The sequence below is a fragment of the Streptomyces sp. NPDC050528 genome (assembly GCF_044457795.1).
Classification (GTDB): Bacteria; Actinomycetota; Actinomycetes; order Streptomycetales; family Streptomycetaceae; genus Streptomyces.
The window spans coordinates 415,492-432,380 of sequence record NZ_JBITHH010000007.1; the positions used below are offsets into that span (position 1 = coordinate 415,492).

Here is a 16,889-nt window from a genome sequence, read left to right on the forward strand (position 1 = left end):
TTGTCAGTGGTGGCCTCTACGGTTTTTCCCATGACGCGATCTTTGCAGGCCGTGACCTATCCCCGACCCTCCGTGCTGGAGTCGTCGGCGGACGGACGGCGCCTCGGGCTGGAGACCTCACGAGGTGCGACTCCTTCGGGTGTCACCGATCATCCGCGCTTCTTCGCGGGCTTCCTGACCTCTCCTCAGGTGGCCTCGGCGGCGCTGCTTGCGGTGGCCGACGTGGCGGCCACGCGCTACTACCAGCGTCAACTGGCCGCCTCCCTCGACCCGGTGGTGACGGCGGGCGGCGATCGGCTGCGCTTCGAGTCCTTCTCCGGCTGCGGCGGGGTGTACGCACGACTGGACGTCCTGGGCCCCGGACTCGACGGCGACGAGGTGGGACACGGCACGACGAACGTCGACGTCAACAACCCGCTGCGCGAGGCCCTCTCCCGGATCGGCACGGACGATCCGCTCCATCTCCGGGTCGGCCCCGAGGAGTTGGCCGTCACCACGCTGGACGGCCCGGTCGTGGAGAAGAAGGTTCCCTTGCCCGACCGGTGGCTGCGCGGCTTCGCGGAGGCCCAGGTCATAGCGGCCGGCTTCGACCTGCGCGCCGAGCTCCCGGCGGCCGAGGCGGTCCGCTTCCTGCGCTCGCTCCCGAAGAGCGGCGCACGCGGCACCACGAGCGGCCCGCGCTGGGTCGTCCCGGCGGGCCGAGGCCTGCGCCCGACCACCCGCCCCGTACCGGGCGCGGTCTGCCTCCCGGGCCCGGAGCGCCTGATCGCACTCCAACGCGTCCTGCGCCACGCCACGGCCCTGCGGATCTACGGCCCCTCCGTCGTCGGCGCCGACGCCACGGCCGGCGCGTGGGAAGCCGTCCTGCCGGGCATGCGGCTCACCCTCACACTGTCGCCGGACGCGTCGCGCGGATTCTCCGGCGAGGGCAGGGTCCTGGACGCGCTCACGGCCGACGAGGCAGGCGAGGACGCGGAGTTGATCTCCGTACTGCTGGCCTGGGAACCTCGCATCGACGTCGCCGACATGGCCGCCTCCTCCGGCCTCACCCCGGAGCGGGTCCGCGCCGCGCTGACCCGGCTGGGCACCTCGGGACGCGTCGGTTACGACACGGCGGAGGCGTCCTACTTCCACCGTGAACTCCCCTACGACGCACAGCGCGTGGAGCGCCACAATCCGCGGCTGCGCTCGGCCCGCGCACTGGTGGCGGCAGGGGCGGTCCGTCTGGAGGGCGCGCTCGGGACCGTGACCGCCGAGGACGGTCATGTGCACCGGGTGCGGGACGAGGCGGGGGTGCTGAGTTGCAGCTGCGTGTGGTGGGCGAAGTACCGGGGCGGGCGCGGGCCGTGCAAGCACGCCCTGGCGGTACGGATGGTGCGACGGGGTGCCGCGACGGAGCTGAGCGCGGATCAGAACATGGTGCGGGTCGACGGGGGTGTGCGATGAGTTCGCTGATGGAAGCGGTGCGGGCGGGCCGGACGGCCGAGGCGGTGGGCCTGCTCGACGGGCTGACGGACACCGAACGGCGGTCGTTCCTGCCGGAGTTGAAGGCACTCCGCAAGGAGCTGCGCAAGGCACCGTGGGAAGAGCCGTCCCGCCGCGCCTATCCCACCCTGCACGCGGCCGGAGCCGCCTGCGAGACGGGCGCTGCGGCCGCGGCGACCTGGATCGCCGCCACCGACATGCGCTGGTCGCAGTCGTCCCCGGCGCTCCTGATCCACATCCTGGGCGACCGTGACACCGCCTGGCTCGCCGACGTGACGCACCGCCTCGCCGGACGCCCGGCCTCCTCCGGCGTGCCGTACGAGCTGATGGCCGGTCTGGTACGGCTCTCCGGCTGCCCGGTGCCGACGACGGACGCCTATGTGCGGGGCTGGGTGGAGCACATCGGCAACCTGCGGCAGCTCGGGAACACCCTGCTCGACCGGCTGCGCAAGGATCCGCATCTCGCGGAGCTGGTGGACGCGGTCTTCGAGACGGAGGACATCGGCAGCCCACTGGAGTGGACCTCGGGCGAAGGGCCGAACAGTTGGGTCGACGCACTCGCCCAGCTCACCACCGAAGGCGTCCTGGACCGGAGGCGGACGGTGGACGCGTGCGTGGCCCGGCTGCTGCGCGGCGGTACGACCCTCGACAACCGGGTGTTCCTGCGCGTGCTGAAGGCCCTCGCCCTGAGCCGCGAGGAGGAGCGGGAGCGGATCGCCGACTGGGTCGCGCTGGCCTCGGACGCGGTGTCGATGGTGGCGTCGCATGCGCAGTCGGTGCTCGGATCCCTCGCACTGGAGGGGAAGTTGACGCCTCGTCGGCTGGCGGAGATGTCGGACGCGGTGCTGTTCCGGCCCGAGAAGAAGCTCGTCCGGGCTCAACTCGTGCTGCTGGGAAAGGTCTTGGCGCGGGACGCGTCGGTTGCCCCCGAGGTACTGCCCGCCCTCGCGCAGGCCTTCGCGCACGAGGACGCGGAGGTGCAGGAACGCGCGCTGAAGCTGGTCGAACGGCACGTCAAGAAGGTCGACTCCCCCGAGGTACGGGACGAACTCGCCGCAGCGGCCGACCAGTTGATCCCGGCTCTGCGCACACGCGCGGTCGAGACGCTGGGTGCCGCGCCCGTGACGGCAGCGGTGTCGTTGTACGAGGAGTTGCTCCCGCCGGCACCGGAGGCTGCGCGCCTCGCACCGGCGCCCGAGTCGGCGGTCGAACTAGCCGAGGAACTGGGGGCGTTGCTGGCGACCGAGGGTGACGTGGCGGCGTTCGAGCGGGCGCTGGACGGACTGGTCCGTCATGCGTACGGCGACCGGGACGCCTTGCTGGAGGCGTTGGGTCCGGTGGTCGCGCGCCGGTGGTGGAGCAGCGCGGATCCCGGGTACGCCCAGCATCCGGACAACAACTTCCGCAGGTCGCACCACAGCTTCGGCAGCGGGTCGTACGCGCTCGACCTCCTGCTGGCCACGCTTCTGGACAAGGTACGCACCGGCACCCTCCACGATGGGATGCGGCACGGCGACAAGGGACGCGAGTGCGGACACAGCGCACTGACCCGGGCCTTCGACGCCCGGATATGGGAGATCGCGTACCGGCTCCGCGCGGAGCCGCTGCCGTTCCTGCTGTCGACGCCGAGTTGGAGCACGGGGCTGCTGGAGCCGGACGAGTTGGTGGACCGGCTGGACGTATACCGGCGCCTGGGCGCACGGGTCTCGGAGGCCGACTTCGCGCAGGCCCTGCTGCGGGTGCGCCGCGAGGACCGCTCGGCGGCAGCCGTTGCCGCCGAGCGGGCGGAGTCGCTCGGCACGGCGGAGGGCACCCGGCTCGCGCACTGGCTGACGTCCGAGAGCCCCACCCTGCCCCTGAGCAGGCGGCGGACAGCCGGGGCCCGTGTCGTAGTGGAGCTGGGTGAACTCCTCGATCTTCAGGAGGACTTCCCCGCGGAGTTCCGCGCGCTCGGCAAGCCGGTGACCGCCTACGGCGACCGTTGGCACTGCTACCACTGGAACCAGGAGATGCAGCGGCACTGGCTCGCGATACTCCCCGAGCGTCGCGAACTGGTGGCGGCGCGGCTGGTGCGGGACGTGTCCACCGCCGCGCTGGACGACACCCGGGGTGCGGCCGCCGTACTCCCGCTGCTGGCCGAGTCCGAGGGGCTCGCCGGGCAGGCCACGCACCTGTGTCTGGCGTACGGTCTCGGCGCGCGGCACCCCCAGGATCGGCTCGCCGCCGTAGACGCGTTGCTGGTGCTCGCGGCGCGTGGGCAGTTGGACGGGGACCGGCTCGGTACGGATCTCGGGGAGCTGGTGCGGAGCGGGGCCGTGAAGCCGTCGCGGCTCGCCGAGTCGGCGCGGACGGGGGCGGCGACCGGGGCGAACGCGACCATCTGGGGGATCCTCCGGCACACCCTGGCCGCGTTGCTCGCCGACCTGGACGGCGACGCCAAACCCGCCCACGCGCGGGCGCTCGGAGATCTCCTCGCCGTGGCCGCGGAGTGCGCGGAGCGCTCGGGGGCACGGGGTGAACTGCCGCATCTGGCGCAGACGGCGGCCCGGGGCGGCTCGTCCCGGCTGGTCGCGCAGGCACGTCGGCTGCGCAGTGCGCTGGCGGAAGAGGTGGCCGCATGACGTAGGGCGACAGGGCTGACCTCCAGTGCTCCCTACTCACCAAAAGAACGGCAAAAGGTACAGAACCACGCTTTTACCGGTAGGTCACAGAGCGTTCGTGATCACGCAACACCCTTCCTTCACAGTGGGTGCATGAGTCGAGACATGTTTGATGTGACGCGCGCGAGGCACGGGCGTCCGGTGCATCACTGGCGGCGGGATCTGGTGGAGCTGGCCGCGCTGTTCACGGCGGTCGCGGTGGCGGACGTCGTCGCGGATCTGGTGGGACACGGGCCCGACGGTCCGGGCCTGCTGGCGATCTCCGCGCTGGCCCTGATCGCGACGGCGGGGTTCCACACGTGGTGGTCACGCCGCCACGGTCATGCGCCGCCGACGGGCGATACCGGTGCCCGGCCGGCCGCGGACCTGCGGCAGACCGGGCCGACCGGATCACCCGAGTCGAAGCCGAAGTCCAAGTCCGCATCGGCATCCGCATCCGAGGTCACCTCCGCGTCCGAGTCCGAGTCCGCGCAGTCGTCCGCGACGGCCGACCCCGTCGCCGAGGCGGCCGCGCTGTGGCGGATGCGGACGACGGTGCGGGACGCGCCGGGATCGCTGGCGGTGTTGTGCACGGCGCTGGCCGGCCAGCGCGTCGACATCCTGAGCCTGCAGACGCATCCGCTGGCCGAGGGCACGGTGGACGAGTTCCTGCTGCGGGCTCCGGCCGAGGTCGCGGCGTCCGAGATCACCCGGGCCGTGGCGTCGGCCGGCGGTTCGGGCACCTGGATCGAGCGGGCCGACGCCCACGACCTGGTGGACGCGCCGACCCGCGTCCTGGGCCTGGCCACGCGCACGGCCCTGGACGCGGCCGAACTGCCCCTGGCGCTGCGGCAGTTGCTGGGCCGGTGCACCATCCGTTCGCTGCCCGCCAACGTTGTCGCCGGCAAGGGGCGCGAGCCGGGGTCGGTTCCGGTGGAGGGTGCGTTGGAGGACACGGTCATGCGGCTGCGGGCGCCGGAAGGCGGAGTGATCACAGTGGAGCGGGCATATCTGCCGTTCACGCCCACCGAGTTCGCGCGGGCGCGGGCCCTGGTCGAGCTGGACGCCCGGCTCGGTCCGCGCATCCCGCGCTGCCAGGACGTACTGACGCTGCCCGAGGGCAACGCGATCACCGTACGGCGTGCTGACACCGGCGATCTGGACGCGGCGCGGGAGATGCACGAGCGGTGCTCTTCGCGGACGCTCGGTATGCGGTACCACGGGCCGGTCGGGGACGCCGACCGGTATCTCAACCACCTGCTCTCCCCGCGATTCGGGCGGACGCTGGCCGTGCAGACGGCGTCGGGGCGGATTGTCGGGCTCGGGCATCTGTTGTGGGACGGGGACGAGACGGAGGTTGCGCTGCTGGTCGAGGACGACTGGCAGCGGCGGGGGATCGGGAGTGAGTTGTTGGGGCGGCTGGTGGGGATGGCTGTCGAGGCGGGGTGCGAGAGCGTGTATGCGGTGACGCAGGCGTCCAACACGGGGATGGTGGCGGCGATGCGGGGGCTTGGGTTGCCGCTTGACTATCAGATCGAGGAGGGGACGTTGGTGGTCACGGCTCGGCTGAGTGCGGCGGTGGAAGTTGCGGAGGTTACGGAGTTCGGGAGGGCCGAAGCGCCGTAGCGGTTGCGGATCGGTTGACGGGCGCGGGTGCGTTGTGGCTGGTCGCGCAGTTCCCCGCGCCCCTTTGGAGGGGCGCTAGCGCCCCATCCAAATCCGTCCAGAGGTCCTCTACGTCCTCCAGCCCTACCGACAGCCTCAGCAAACTGTCGCTCACCCCCGAACCCCTCCTGTCCTCCTCTCCCACCACACGGTGGCTGATGGAGGCCGGGATCTGGATGAGCGTGTCGACGCTGCCGAGGCTGACCGTGGGGGTGATGAGGCGGACCGCGGCGATGACCTCGTGGGGGTCGCCGTGGGGCTCGAAGGCGATCATCGCGCCGCCGATGCGCGGGTAGTGGACGCGGGTGACGCGTGGGTCGGCGGTGAGGCGGCGGGCGAGTTCGGCGGCGGTGGCGGACGCGGCCTGGACCCGGACCGGGAGGGTCGCGAGGCCGCGCAGCAGGAGATAGCCGGCCAGTGGGTGCAGTACGCCGCCCGTCGCGAACCGCACCTGGCGGAGCTGCCCGGCGAACTCCTCGTCGCAGGCCACCACGCCTCCCATCACATCGCCGTGCCCGCCGAGGTACTTGGTGGCGCTGTGCAGGACGAGGCGCGCGCCGTGTTCGGCGGGGCGTTGCAGGACGGGCGTGGCGAAGGTGTTGTCCGCGAGGAGCGGGACCGAGCCGCAGGCGTGGGCGATGGCGCGCAGGTCGAGTTCGGCCAGGGTCGGGTTGGCCGGGGACTCGACGATGACCAGGCCGGTGTCCGGGCGCAGCGCGTCGGCGATCCCGGCCGGGTCGGTCCAGGTCACCTCGGAGCCGAGCAGCCCTGCGGTGAGCAGGTGGTCGCTGCTGCCGTAGAGGGGGCGTACCGCCACCACATGGCGCAGCCCCGTCGCGGCCCGCGCCAGGAGGACGGCGGTCAGGGCCGCCATGCCGCTGGCGAACGCCACCGCGCTCTCGGTGCCTTCGAGGCGGGCGAGGGCGGTCTCGAAACGGGCGACGGTCGGGTTGCCGACACGGCCGTAGACGGGCGGGCCGTCCGGTTCGGCGCCGGTGGCGGCGAAGGCGTCGACGCGGGCGGCCTCCTCGCGGCTGTCGTACGACGGGTAGGTGGTCGACAGGTCGATGGGCGCGGCGTGCAGGCCCTGCCGGGCGAGGTCGTCGCGGCCCGCGTGCACGGCTTCGGTGGCCAGGGCTCGGGGGGCCGGGGAGGGGTGCCGGTTCGTTGTGTCCATGGACGGAAGGGTGAACATCCACCGGCCAAAATGGAGCGGGCACCGTGTTACGTTCGGTTCATGACCGAATCTGTCGTACTGGATCCGGTGGATCTCCACCTCCTGCGGTTGCTGCAGAACGACGCCCGGGCCACGTATCGCGAGCTCGCGGCGCAGGTCGGGGTCGCGCCGTCGACGTGTCTGGACCGGGTGGCGCGGCTGCGCCGGGCCGGGGTGATCCTCGGGCATCAACTGCGTCTCGATCCGGCCAAGTTGGGGCGCGGTCTGGAGGCACTGCTGTCGGTGCAGGTGCGGCCGCACCGGCGGGAGCTGGTGGGGCCGTTCGTGGAGCGGATCCGGGCGTTGCCGGAGTCGCGGACCGTGTTCCATCTGACCGGGCCCGACGACTATGTCGTGCATGTGGCCGTGGCGGACATGGCGGATCTGCAGCGGCTGGTCCTGGACGAGTTCACGTCACAGCGCGAAGTGGCGCGTGTGGAGACCCGGTTGATCTTCCAGCAGTGGGACTGCGGGCCCCTGCTTCCGCTTGCCACGCCCGTAGCTGAATCGGGCTGACATCGGGGTGACGGGGACAAGTTCCGCGTATGAGGATGGTCCCCATGTCGCAGACCAACACTCCGCTGCCCCGGCAGGTCGCCGACGCCTACGTCGACGACCTCATCGCCCTCGACCCGGTCACCGGTACGTATCTCGGTGTGAAGGAGAGTTCGAACCGCCTGACCGACCTCTCGCCCGCGGGTCAGGAAGCCCTCGCGGAGCTTCAGCGGGCCACGCTCGCGAAGCTCGACGAGGCCGAGCGCCGGCCCGGAGCGGACGCTGACATCGAGCGCCGCTGTGCCCGCCTGCTGCGCGAACGGCTCACCGCCCAACTCGCCGTGCACGAGGCCGACGAGGGCCTCCGCGCGGTCGGCAACCTGCACTCGCCCGCGCACGCAGTGCGCGAGGTGTTCACACTGACGCCGGCCGAGACCGACGAGGACTGGGCGGCGATCGCCGAGCGGCTGCGCGCGGTGCCCGCCGCGCTGGCCGGCTACCGCGAGTCCCTCCAACTCGGCCTGGACCGCAAGCTGTTCGCGGGTCCGCGCGCGGTCGCCACCTTCACCGGCCAGCTCACCGAGTGGTCGGACATCGACGGTCAGGGGACCGGCTGGTACGAGGACTTCGCCTCGGCGGGACCCGACTCCCTGCGCGTCGAACTGGACGAGGCCGCGACCGCGGCGACCGCCGCGCTGGTCGAACTGCGCGACTGGATGCGGGACGTGTACGCGCCCGAGGTCGAGGGCGCGCCGAACACCGTGGGCCGGGAGCGGTACGCGCGCTGGGCGCGGTACTTCAACGGTACGGATCTGGATCTCGACGAGGCGTACGCGTACGGCTGGTCCGAGTACCACCGGCTGCTCGCCGAGATGAAGCGGGAGGCCGAGAAGGTCCTGCCCGGCGCGGAGACGCCGTGGGTGGCGCTCGCGCACCTCGACGAGCACGGCCGGCACATCGAGGGCGTCGAGGAGGTCCGCGTCTGGCTGCAGGGCGTGATGGACAAGGCGATCGATGATCTGGACGGCACACACTTCGAACTCGCCGAGCGGGTAAGGCGGGTGGAGTCGCACATCGCGCCCGCGGGCAGCGCGGCGGCGCCGTACTACACCTCGCCGTCCCAGGACTTCTCGCGCCCCGGACGCACCTGGCTGCCGACCATGGGGCGCACCCGCTTCCCGGTCTACGACCTCGTCTCGACCTGGTACCACGAGGGCGTCCCGGGCCATCACCTCCAACTCGCCCAGTGGGCGCACGTCGCCGACGACCTGTCCCGCTACCAGGCCGCCGTCGGCATGGTCAGCGCCAACGCCGAGGGCTGGGCGCTGTACGCGGAGCAACTCATGGACGAGCTGGGCTACTTGGAGAACGCGGACGAGCGACTCGGCTATCTCGACGGGCAGATGATGCGGGCCACCCGGATCATCATCGACATCGGCATGCACCTGGAGATGGAGATCCCTGCCGACTCGCCGTTCCACCCCGGTGAGCGGTGGACGCCCGAGCTGGCGCAGGAGTTCTTCGGGGCGCACATCAGCCGTCCGGCGGACTTCGTGGAGAGCGAGCTGACCCGCTATCTCTCGATCCCGGGCCAGGCCATCGGCTACAAACTCGGCCAGCGGGCCTGGCTGTTGGGCCGCGAGAACGCACGGCAGCGGCACGGCGACACCTTCGACCTGAAGGCCTGGCACATGGCCGCGCTGTCCCAGGGCTCGCTGGGATTGGACGACCTGGTGGACGAGCTGTCGCAACTCTGACCCGGGGTGCGATGTGTCAGCGGCCGGGTCCCGGAGTTGGGGATCCGGCCGTCGGCAACTCTCCGCGCCGCGTGCTCAGTTCGGAGCCGGGCGCCCGCACCTCCCCTCACCACACGGTCAGTTCGGAAGTCGCCGTAGCTGGACAAGCCCGAGCCACGTCTCCGGCCCCGGCTGCGCCTGCCCCGCGCGGACCGCGTAGCGCCCCGGTTCCAGGTCGACCTTCAGATGCTCGGTACCCTCCGAATCCCGCCCGGGCCACGCCGAGTCGAACAGGACGACGGGTCCGGGTACGTCCCACTGCACCTCGTTCTCCCAGAGCGCACCGGCGAGCGCGGCGGGCAGGCCGGCCAGCACCTCGTCCTCGGAGTTCGCGGCACGCCACCGTACGAACGTGCCGTGTTCGGGCAGGAAGGCCGTCGACGCGGGATCGTCCCCCAGGACCAGCGCCGCGCTGTCCCCCACGGGCAACAGCCCCGCGTAGCCGCCGACTTCGCACGCCCGGTCGTAGTCCGATGCGAGTTCGTCGCCGTCGGCTCCCGTCCAGAACGGCAGCACCGTCTCCGGCACCGCTATGAGCGGACCGCCGCCCGACTCCACCCACTGCACCGCCGTTCCCGGCTCCGCGTATCGCGCCATGGGCAGAACCTACACGCACAGCGAGCCCACATGTTCGGGGTTCGAAGACTCGCGCGTCGGCGGCCGCTCCTCGAACTCGCCTTCCAGGGCGCCGAGTTGACGGCATAGCGGGCACATCAGCAGCCGCAGTCGCCCGCGTCCACCGGTGCCGTCAACGCATCGGCCGCACGCCTCTCACGACCTTCCCACGTCTCGAACTCGAAGCCCTCACGCACCCAGTACTCGAACCCGCCGAGCATCTCCTTGACCTGGTACCCGAGTTCGGCGAGCGCGAGGGCGGCCCGGGTGCCGCCGTTGCAGCCCGGACCCCAGCAATACGTCACGACCGGGACGGACTTGTCGAGCAGAGCCTCGGCCTGCACCGGGATGAGCGCGGTGGGGAGATGGACCGCTCCGGGGACGTGCCCCTGGTCCCAGGACTCGGTGGACCGTGAGTCGAGGACGACGAAGCCGGGGTCGCCACCGGCCGCGAGCGCGGTGGCCACGTCGGACACATCGGCGTGAAAGGCGAGGCTCGCACGGAAGTGGGCGGCGGCTGCCGACGGTGCGGCGGGGGCGACCCGCAGAACAGGGTTGACGACGGTACTGCTGCTGCTCATGATCCGGCCTTTCACGGAGGAGCCGCTACGGCTCTGCATCTCCACGTCGCTGCGTCTCTAAGTCTCTAGGTCTCTAGGTCTCTACATCGAGAAATCTATGGCCGCCGTCCGGCCCGCTGAAGGGACGATCCCTGCCGTACCCCTTGATCGGCCGGGGATTCCCCTGCTATTCATCAGCCATGACCGCGTATTCCCCGGACGCCACCGACTGGCGCATCCTCGATGTCCTCCAGCGGGAGGGCCGGGCCAGTTTCGCCGAGCTGGCCCGGGCCGTCTCCATGTCCGCGAGCGCGGTGACCGAGCGGGTGCGGCGGCTGGAGGAGGCGGGGGTGATCCAGGGATACGCGGCGGTCGTGGACCCGGAGCAACTGGGCCTGCCCATCCTCGCGTTCGTCCGGCTGCGCTACCCGACCGGCAACTACAAGCCCTTCCACGACCTGGTCGCGGTGACGCCGGAGATCCTGGAGGCGCATCACATCACGGGCGACGACTGCTTCATGATCAAGGTCGCGGCCCGTTCGATGCGCCACCTGGAAGAGGTGTCCGGCAAGATCGGCGCCCTCGGATCGGTCACGACGAGCGTCGTCTACTCGTCACCGCTCCCCCGCCGCCCACTGGGCCACTGACCCCAGAGACCCCACAGACCTCAGAGACCCCACACACTCACTGCGCCCGCTGCCGTACTGCCGACCCCGCCCGCCCCTTCACGACCTCCAACTGCGCATGGATCCGCCGCCGCAGATCGGCGACATGGCTGACGATGCCGACGCTGCGGTCCCGCTCGCGCAGGGAGTCGAGGACGTCGAGGACCTCGTCGAGGGTCTCCTCGTCGAGGCTGCCGAAGCCCTCGTCGATGAAGAGGGTGTCGAGCCGCACCCCGCCGGCCTCGTCGGTGACCACGTCCGCGAGCCCGAGCGCGAGGGCGAGCGACGCGAAGAACGTCTCCCCGCCGGACAGCGTCGCCGTGTCCCGCTCCCGCCCGGTCCACGCGTCGACGACATGCAACCCGAGTCCGCTACGGCCGCGCCCGGCCCGGTCGTCGGAATGGACAAGCGTGTAGCGGCCGGACGACATGCGCTGCAACCGTACGGTCGCCGCCGCGGCCACCTGTTCCAGGCGGGCGGCGAGGACGTACGACTCCAGGCGCATCCGGCGTTCGTTGTCGGCCGAGGTGCCGGCGGTGAGGGCGGCGAGGCGGGCCACCCGGTCGTACTCCTCGCGCAGCGGGGCGAGTTGGCGTGCCCCGGCCGCCGATCGGGCGGAGAGCCGGTCGAGTTCGGTGCAACGCCGGGCCGCCGCGTCCCGCGCGGAAGCCGCCTGCCGGGTCCGCTGCACGGCCGCCGTCGCGGCACGCTCCGCCGCGTCCAGGTCGGCCGGGGCCTGCTGCGCGGCCGCCGCCGTCTCGGCCTCCGCGAGCACGGCCCGTACGGCGGCCTCCTCCGACTGCCAGGCGTCCAGGCGCCGTTGGAGCTCGCGGTGCGCGGTGTCGTCGAGGAGCGCGTCCCCCGCCGCCTGCGGAGTCTCGAACCCGGCGCGGAACGCCGCGTCGGCGAGCCGGGCGTCGGCGTCCTTGAGGCGCTGTGCGGTGTCCTCGGCGGTACGGACGGCATCGGCCGCGTCGGTGAGCAGCGCGGCCTGCCGCTCCAGTTGGGCGGCACGGGCGGCCACACTGTCGGCGGCACCCCGCGACTGCGCCAACTCCCCTTCCAGGGAGGCCCGTTCGCGGTCCAGGGTGTCGCGCAGGGTGGTACGGGAGGCGGCGCGGAGGGCGGCCTGCTGCTGGATCGTGGTCCGCCGCTCGTGCTCCTGCTCTGCGCGGCGCAGTTCCTCGGTCGCGGGGTGCAGCCAGGAGGCGTCCCGGCGCGCCTGCTCGTAGAGCCGTTCCAACTCCGCGACCTCGTCGGCGAGTTGCTCGGTCGGCGTGTCACCCGCCTCGGCGGTGGCGGCGGCGAGGGCTTCGCGTACGACGCCCAGGCGGCGCTCGGCCTCGGTGCGCTGTTCCTCGGCGCGCTGGTGGGCGGTGAGGGCCTGTTCCTCCGCCGCGCGGTCGACATGTCCGGCGGATTTGCGGGCGGGGGCGGGGTGTTCGGTGGCCCCGCAGACGGCGCAGGGGGCGCCGTCGGTGAGGTGGGCGGCGAGTTCGGCGGCGATGCCGTTCAGCCGCTGTTCCTTGAGGTCGAGCCAGTGGGCTCGGGCCTCGACGGCACGTTCGGCGGAGGCGAGCACCTGCCGCTGGGTGTCCTCCGTGTCACCGGCGAACTGGTCCCGCTGCCGGGCCGCCTTGAGCCGCCGCTCGGCCGGCTCGCGCCGCTCGGCCAACTGCTCGGCCCGGGTGGCGGCCTCCTGGGCCGAGTCGATCCGCGTCTGAAGTCCCGCGCGGGTGCTGTCCCACTCGGCGAGCCAGGCCTCGGCCTCCTGCCGTACGTCCTCGTCGTCGCGCTCCTGGCGGTCCAACTCGGCGCGCTCCGAGCCGAGTTCGGCGAGCCGTTGCTCTGCGCGGCGGGCCGACTCAAGGCCGCCCAGTTCTTCGGCGGCCCGGCGTGCGGCGGCGGCGAGTCCGGCCGCTCCGGCGCCCGCGAAGGTGTCCGGCAACAGGTCACGTGCGCGTGCCTCGGCCCGGGCGGCCTCCCTGTGTTCGGTGTCGGCGGCCTCCCGCAGCTCCAGCGCCGGGGCCACCGCCTCCGCCTTCCGGGCCCGCTCCATCCGCGCCTGCGCCTGCCGATAGCCGTCGACGCGCTGCTCCATGAGCGTGGCCCGCTCCCGCGCCTGCGTGAACCGCAGTTGCAGACGTGCCAGTTCGCGTACGTCGGCCAGGGTCCGGTCGGCGGCGGCCTGGGCGGACTCGGCGGCGGCCAACCCGCTGCGCGCGACGGCGAGTTGCTCACGTGCGGTGCTGCGGGCGACGGCCGCCGCGCTCAACACCGCGTCGGTGAGGCCCGGTTCACCCGGGGCGAGGTCCGGCAGCTCCATGGCGTCACCGGCGGCCTGCTGCATGCGGTGCGCGTCGGCGAGCAACTGGGCGTCGCCCTCGCGGACTTGGGCCTCGGTGGCCCGGCGCCGGTCGGCGAGCCGCTTCTCGACCTCGGCGAAGCGGTGGGTGTCGAAGAGCCGCCCGAGCAGCTTGCCGCGTGCCTCGGCGTCGGAGCGCAGGAAACGCGCGAACTCCCCCTGGGGCAACAGCACGACCTGACAGAACTGCTCCCGGCTCATGCCGAGCAGCTGGGTGATCTCCTCGCCGATCTCCTGGTGCGAGCGGCTGAGATCCTTCCAGGCACCGGCCGCCGTGTCGTACTCGCGCAGCCAGCTCTGCGCCTTGTCGAGTGTGCTGCCGGTGCCGCGCTTCTTGGGGCGTTCCATGGGCGGCTGCCGGGTGAGCTCCAACCGCCGCCCGGCGATGGTCAGTTCGAGCCTGACCTCCGTGCGCGTACCGGCCGCCGCGTGGTCGCTGCGCAGGGTGAGCCCCTGACCGGACTGACGGACGCCGGGCACCGAGCCGTAGAGCGCGTAGCAGACGGCGTCGAGGACGGAGGTCTTGCCGGCACCGGTCGGCCCGTGGAGCAGGAACAGCCCGGCGGAGGACAGCTCGTCGAAGTCGACGCTCTGGGACCCGCCGAAGGGCCCGAAGGCGGTGATGTCGAGCCGATGCAGCCTCATCGGGCGCCCCCTGTTCCCGTGTGGCGCACGTTCACGGCGTCACCTCCCGTACGACCGAGTCCGCGCGCACCGCGTCGAACGCCTCCTGGAGTACGGCCTGTTCATCCTCGTCGGGACCGGCGCCACGCACATGGGCCACGAAGTCGTCGGCGATCTCCCGGTCGTTGCGGCCCGCGAGGCGGCGGGCGTACGACACGTCGGGGTCGTCGGGAGACCGCTCGGGGTCGAAGACGAGGCTGAGCGTGTGCGGGAAGCGCTCGGTGAGCCGGGCCATCGGGTCGGCCGGGCGCACCGGGTCGGTGAGTGTCGCCTCGACCCACGCCTCCTCGTGCCGCGCGAGCTCGGGATCGTAGAGCAGGTCCTCCAACGTGCCCCGGATCCGGGCCAGTTCACGCGGTACCGGGCAGTCGAGGCGCTCCGCCGTGACGGTCCCGTCCGCGTCCAGGTCGATCAGCCACATGCTCTTGCGGTGGTCGGCCTCGGAGAAGGAGTACGGCAGCGGTGAGCCCGAGTAGCGGACGCGCTCGGTGATCGTCTGGGAGCCGTGCAGATGCCCGAGCGCCACGTAGTCGACGCCGTCGAAGACACCGGCCGGTACGGCGGCGACTCCGCCGACGGTGATGTCCCGCTCGCTGTCGCTGGCCTCGCCGCCGGTGACGAAGGCGTGCGCGAGGACCACGGAACGGGTGCCGGGCGCGCGGCCGGCGAGGTCGGCGCGGACGCGTTCCATGGCGGCGGCGAGAACGGCCTCGTGCCCGGCCTTCTCGACCCCGAACTCGGCCTTCACCAGGGCGGGTTCGAGATAGGGCAGTCCGTAGAAGGCCACGTCGCCGAACGCGTCCGGAATCACCACGGGCGTCCCGCAGGCCGACGGCGCGGTGCGCAGGTGGATACCCGCGCGGTCGATCAGACCGGCGCCCACGCCGAGGCGGCGGGCGGAGTCGTGGTTCCCGGAGATCATCACCGTGGGCACGCCCAGGTCGGCGAGCCGGTGCAGGGTGTCGTCGAACAACTCGACCGCCGCCAGTGGCGGCACCGCCCGGTCGTACACGTCTCCCGACACGACCACCGCGTCCACATCACGCTCGCGCACGGTGGCGACGAGGTGGCTCACGAAGTCGGCCTGGGCCCCGAGCATGTTCACTCGGTGGAACGCCCGGCCCAGGTGCCAGTCGGAAGTGTGCAGCAGTCTCATCGGGCCACCACGCTAGCGCCTGTCGGCCCCTGAACCACCATTGACCTCGGGGTTCCCACGCATCGGCGATGATATGGCCGTAAATGCAGCAATATGGACTCTCCGCTCAACCAGGCAGCTTCTGCACGGGTATGAACCGCCGGGGGTCCCTGATGTACCGGCGTACGGCGAACGCGGTGTAGGCCAGGCCGACGAACCAGCCGATGGGCACCGCCCAGATGATGCCGTCCAGGCCCAGCGGTCCCTTCAGGAGGTACGCCGTGGGAACCCGAACCACCAGGAACGACAGCATCGTGCACACAAGGGGGAAGACCGTGCGGCCGATGCCGTTCAGGAAACCGTGTGTGACCGCCATCGCCGAGTACCAGAGGAAGAACGGGTACGCCATGAGGATAAAGGAGCCGACGATCGCCCGGACCGACGCGTCGGTGGTGAAAGCGGCGGCGATGTCGTGCCGTAACAGGATCACCAGTAAGGACTCCGCGACCGTCCCCCACAGACAGATCCGCAACGCCTCCAGCAGCATCCGCCGGGCCCGCTCGGCGTCGCCGGCCCCCGTGTGCTGGGCCACGAAGACGGTGACCGCGCCGGACAGGTCCAGGTAGAAGCGCCCGGCCAGGGCCTCCAGCCGGGAGGCGATGCTGAAGGCCGCGATCGCGGCCGCGCCGAAGGGGGCGATCAGCGAGGTCAGGACCATGGTGCCCAGCGAGAGCAGGACGTGCTGGATGCCGACCGGGAAGCCGAGGCGCAGGGAGGTGCTCGCCTGGCGGGCCAGTTCGGGGACGTTGCTGCGGTAGCGGTGGATGCCGTGCCGGCGGGCGACCAGGACGAGACCGGCGACGAAGGCGAGCGAGGCGGCGGTCACCGTGCCGAGGGCCGCGCCGCGCAGGCCCCATCCCAGTACAGCCACGAAGGTCCAGGCGAGGGCGATGTTGAGCAGGCTGCTGAACACCATGATGTACATGACCGTGCGCGAGTCGCCGAGCCCCCGCAGGAAGCCGCCCAGGGCGCCGATGCCGAACATGCCGACGAAGCCGAGGGACAGGGTCCGTAGATACGTCGTGCTGCCGGCGGCCACGCTGCCGTGGATGCCCATGGCGCCGAGGAAGAAGCCGGTGGTGGCGAAGACCAGGCCGACGCAGAGCGCGGCCCAGACCACGGCGAACACCGCGAGGCCGATCACGGCGTCCTGCTGCCGTTCGGCGCGGCCGGATCCGGTCATCCTCGCGAACCGGATGGCGAAGCCGCTGACCAGTCCGAGGAAGACGGCGTTGACGAGGTAGAAGATCGGCTGGGCGGCGCCGACCGAGGCCAGGCCGTCGATGCCGACGTAGTGGCCCACGATGATGCTGTCGGCCAACAGGTACGACTGCTGAACGTAGTTGGCGACCGACATCGGAAGGCTGAACCCGAGAATCGCCTGCCGCTCGGAGCGGTTCTCCTTCCTCTGCCGCTCTTTCGGTCGGCGTTTCAGCGCGTCCTTGTTCATCCGGCCCCCACGGTGTCTCGATCCCTTCGGCCCCTCAACTACCCCACCGCTTACGGCAT

12 protein-coding genes are annotated in these 16,889 nt (G+C 71.8%); 6 read left to right on the forward strand and 6 right to left on the reverse strand.

Annotated features, from left to right (window positions below; genetic code table 11):
- Positions 1-30 precede the first annotated feature (30 nt).
- The 3 genes from ACIBK4_RS25915 (at position 31) to ACIBK4_RS25925 (ending at position 5,750) form a co-directional block, all read left to right on the forward strand.
- Positions 31-1,446, forward strand: a complete 1,416-nt coding sequence (locus tag ACIBK4_RS25915) for an SWIM zinc finger family protein (RefSeq protein ID WP_398997969.1) — start codon at positions 31-33, stop codon at positions 1,444-1,446.
- A complete protein-coding gene (locus ACIBK4_RS25920; RefSeq protein ID WP_398997971.1) occupies positions 1,443-4,106 on the forward strand; it encodes a DUF6493 family protein in 2,664 nt (887 codons plus the stop codon). The genes ACIBK4_RS25915 and ACIBK4_RS25920 overlap by 4 nt, the downstream gene beginning before the upstream one ends.
- 132 nt (positions 4,107-4,238) lie before the next feature.
- Positions 4,239-5,750: a GNAT family N-acetyltransferase gene (locus tag ACIBK4_RS25925; RefSeq protein ID WP_398997973.1), complete on the forward strand. Its 1,512-nt coding sequence runs from the start codon at positions 4,239-4,241 to the stop codon at positions 5,748-5,750.
- On the opposite strand, the gene ACIBK4_RS25930 is transcribed toward ACIBK4_RS25925, so the two are convergent.
- Complete coding sequence (locus ACIBK4_RS25930; protein WP_398997975.1) at positions 5,719-6,966, reverse strand: trans-sulfuration enzyme family protein; 1,248 nt, start codon at positions 6,964-6,966, stop codon at positions 5,719-5,721. The genes ACIBK4_RS25925 and ACIBK4_RS25930 overlap by 32 nt on opposite strands.
- 60 nt (positions 6,967-7,026) lie before the next feature.
- On the opposite strand from ACIBK4_RS25930, the gene ACIBK4_RS25935 reads away from it, so the two are divergent.
- Both ACIBK4_RS25935 and ACIBK4_RS25940 read left to right on the forward strand, forming a co-directional pair.
- The gene (locus ACIBK4_RS25935) at positions 7,027-7,521 is read left to right on the forward strand and encodes an Lrp/AsnC family transcriptional regulator (RefSeq protein WP_398997977.1); all 495 of its coding nucleotides are present in this window, start codon (positions 7,027-7,029) and stop codon (positions 7,519-7,521) included.
- 44 nt (positions 7,522-7,565) lie between these two features.
- Entirely contained in the window at positions 7,566-9,257 is a 1,692-nt protein-coding gene (locus tag ACIBK4_RS25940; RefSeq protein ID WP_398997978.1) for a DUF885 domain-containing protein, read from the forward strand.
- 117 nt (positions 9,258-9,374) lie between these two features.
- On the opposite strand, the gene ACIBK4_RS25945 is transcribed toward ACIBK4_RS25940, so the two are convergent.
- Positions 9,375-9,893 carry an immunity 21 family protein gene (locus ACIBK4_RS25945; protein ID WP_398997980.1) on the reverse strand — a complete coding sequence of 173 codons (519 nt, stop codon included), beginning with the start codon at positions 9,891-9,893 and terminating at the stop codon, positions 9,375-9,377.
- Positions 9,894-10,009: 116 nt separating this feature from the next.
- Positions 10,010-10,492: a rhodanese-like domain-containing protein gene (locus tag ACIBK4_RS25950; RefSeq protein ID WP_398997982.1), complete on the reverse strand. Its 483-nt coding sequence runs from the start codon at positions 10,490-10,492 to the stop codon at positions 10,010-10,012.
- A 179-nt stretch (positions 10,493-10,671) separates the two neighbouring features.
- Here ACIBK4_RS25950 and ACIBK4_RS25955 point away from each other — a divergent pair, with 179 nt between their 5' ends.
- Positions 10,672-11,118, forward strand: a complete 447-nt coding sequence (locus ACIBK4_RS25955; RefSeq protein WP_366435519.1) for an Lrp/AsnC family transcriptional regulator — start codon at positions 10,672-10,674, stop codon at positions 11,116-11,118.
- Between the two features lie 37 nt (positions 11,119-11,155).
- Here ACIBK4_RS25955 and ACIBK4_RS25960 read toward each other — a convergent pair whose 3' ends face one another.
- The 3 genes from ACIBK4_RS25960 to ACIBK4_RS25970 form a co-directional block, all read right to left on the reverse strand.
- A complete protein-coding gene (locus ACIBK4_RS25960; protein WP_398997985.1) occupies positions 11,156-14,146 on the reverse strand; it encodes an AAA family ATPase in 2,991 nt (996 codons plus the stop codon).
- 31 nt (positions 14,147-14,177) lie between these two features.
- Positions 14,178-15,341: an exonuclease SbcCD subunit D gene (locus tag ACIBK4_RS25965; protein ID WP_398997987.1), complete on the reverse strand. Its 1,164-nt coding sequence runs from the start codon at positions 15,339-15,341 to the stop codon at positions 14,178-14,180.
- Between the two features lie 106 nt (positions 15,342-15,447).
- Positions 15,448-16,830: an MATE family efflux transporter gene (locus tag ACIBK4_RS25970; protein WP_398997989.1), complete on the reverse strand. Its 1,383-nt coding sequence runs from the start codon at positions 16,828-16,830 to the stop codon at positions 15,448-15,450.
- Positions 16,831-16,889: the final 59 nt, after the last annotated feature.

What these genes read in the sequence shown, in the direction of transcription:
- ACIBK4_RS25940 (WP_398997978.1), top strand. Translation starts at nt 7,566, where the DNA reads ATGTCGCAGACCAACACTCCGCTGCCCCGGCAGGTCGCCGACGCCTAC.
- ACIBK4_RS25970 (WP_398997989.1), bottom strand. Translation starts at nt 16,830, where the DNA reads ATGAACAAGGACGCGCTGAAACGCCGACCGAAAGAGCGGCAGAGGAAG.
- ACIBK4_RS25960 (WP_398997985.1), bottom strand. Translation starts at nt 14,146, where the DNA reads ATGAGGCTGCATCGGCTCGACATCACCGCCTTCGGGCCCTTCGGCGGG.
- ACIBK4_RS25945 (WP_398997980.1), bottom strand. Translation starts at nt 9,893, where the DNA reads ATGGCGCGATACGCGGAGCCGGGAACGGCGGTGCAGTGGGTGGAGTCG.
- ACIBK4_RS25920 (WP_398997971.1), top strand. Translation starts at nt 1,443, where the DNA reads ATGAGTTCGCTGATGGAAGCGGTGCGGGCGGGCCGGACGGCCGAGGCG.
- ACIBK4_RS25965 (WP_398997987.1), bottom strand. Translation starts at nt 15,341, where the DNA reads ATGAGACTGCTGCACACTTCCGACTGGCACCTGGGCCGGGCGTTCCAC.
- ACIBK4_RS25950 (WP_398997982.1), bottom strand. Translation starts at nt 10,492, where the DNA reads ATGAGCAGCAGCAGTACCGTCGTCAACCCTGTTCTGCGGGTCGCCCCC.
- ACIBK4_RS25955 (WP_366435519.1), top strand. Translation starts at nt 10,672, where the DNA reads ATGACCGCGTATTCCCCGGACGCCACCGACTGGCGCATCCTCGATGTC.
- ACIBK4_RS25915 (WP_398997969.1), top strand. Translation starts at nt 31, where the DNA reads ATGACGCGATCTTTGCAGGCCGTGACCTATCCCCGACCCTCCGTGCTG.
- ACIBK4_RS25930 (WP_398997975.1), bottom strand. Translation starts at nt 6,966, where the DNA reads ATGGACACAACGAACCGGCACCCCTCCCCGGCCCCCCGAGCCCTGGCC.
- ACIBK4_RS25935 (WP_398997977.1), top strand. Translation starts at nt 7,027, where the DNA reads ATGACCGAATCTGTCGTACTGGATCCGGTGGATCTCCACCTCCTGCGG.
- ACIBK4_RS25925 (WP_398997973.1), top strand. Translation starts at nt 4,239, where the DNA reads ATGAGTCGAGACATGTTTGATGTGACGCGCGCGAGGCACGGGCGTCCG.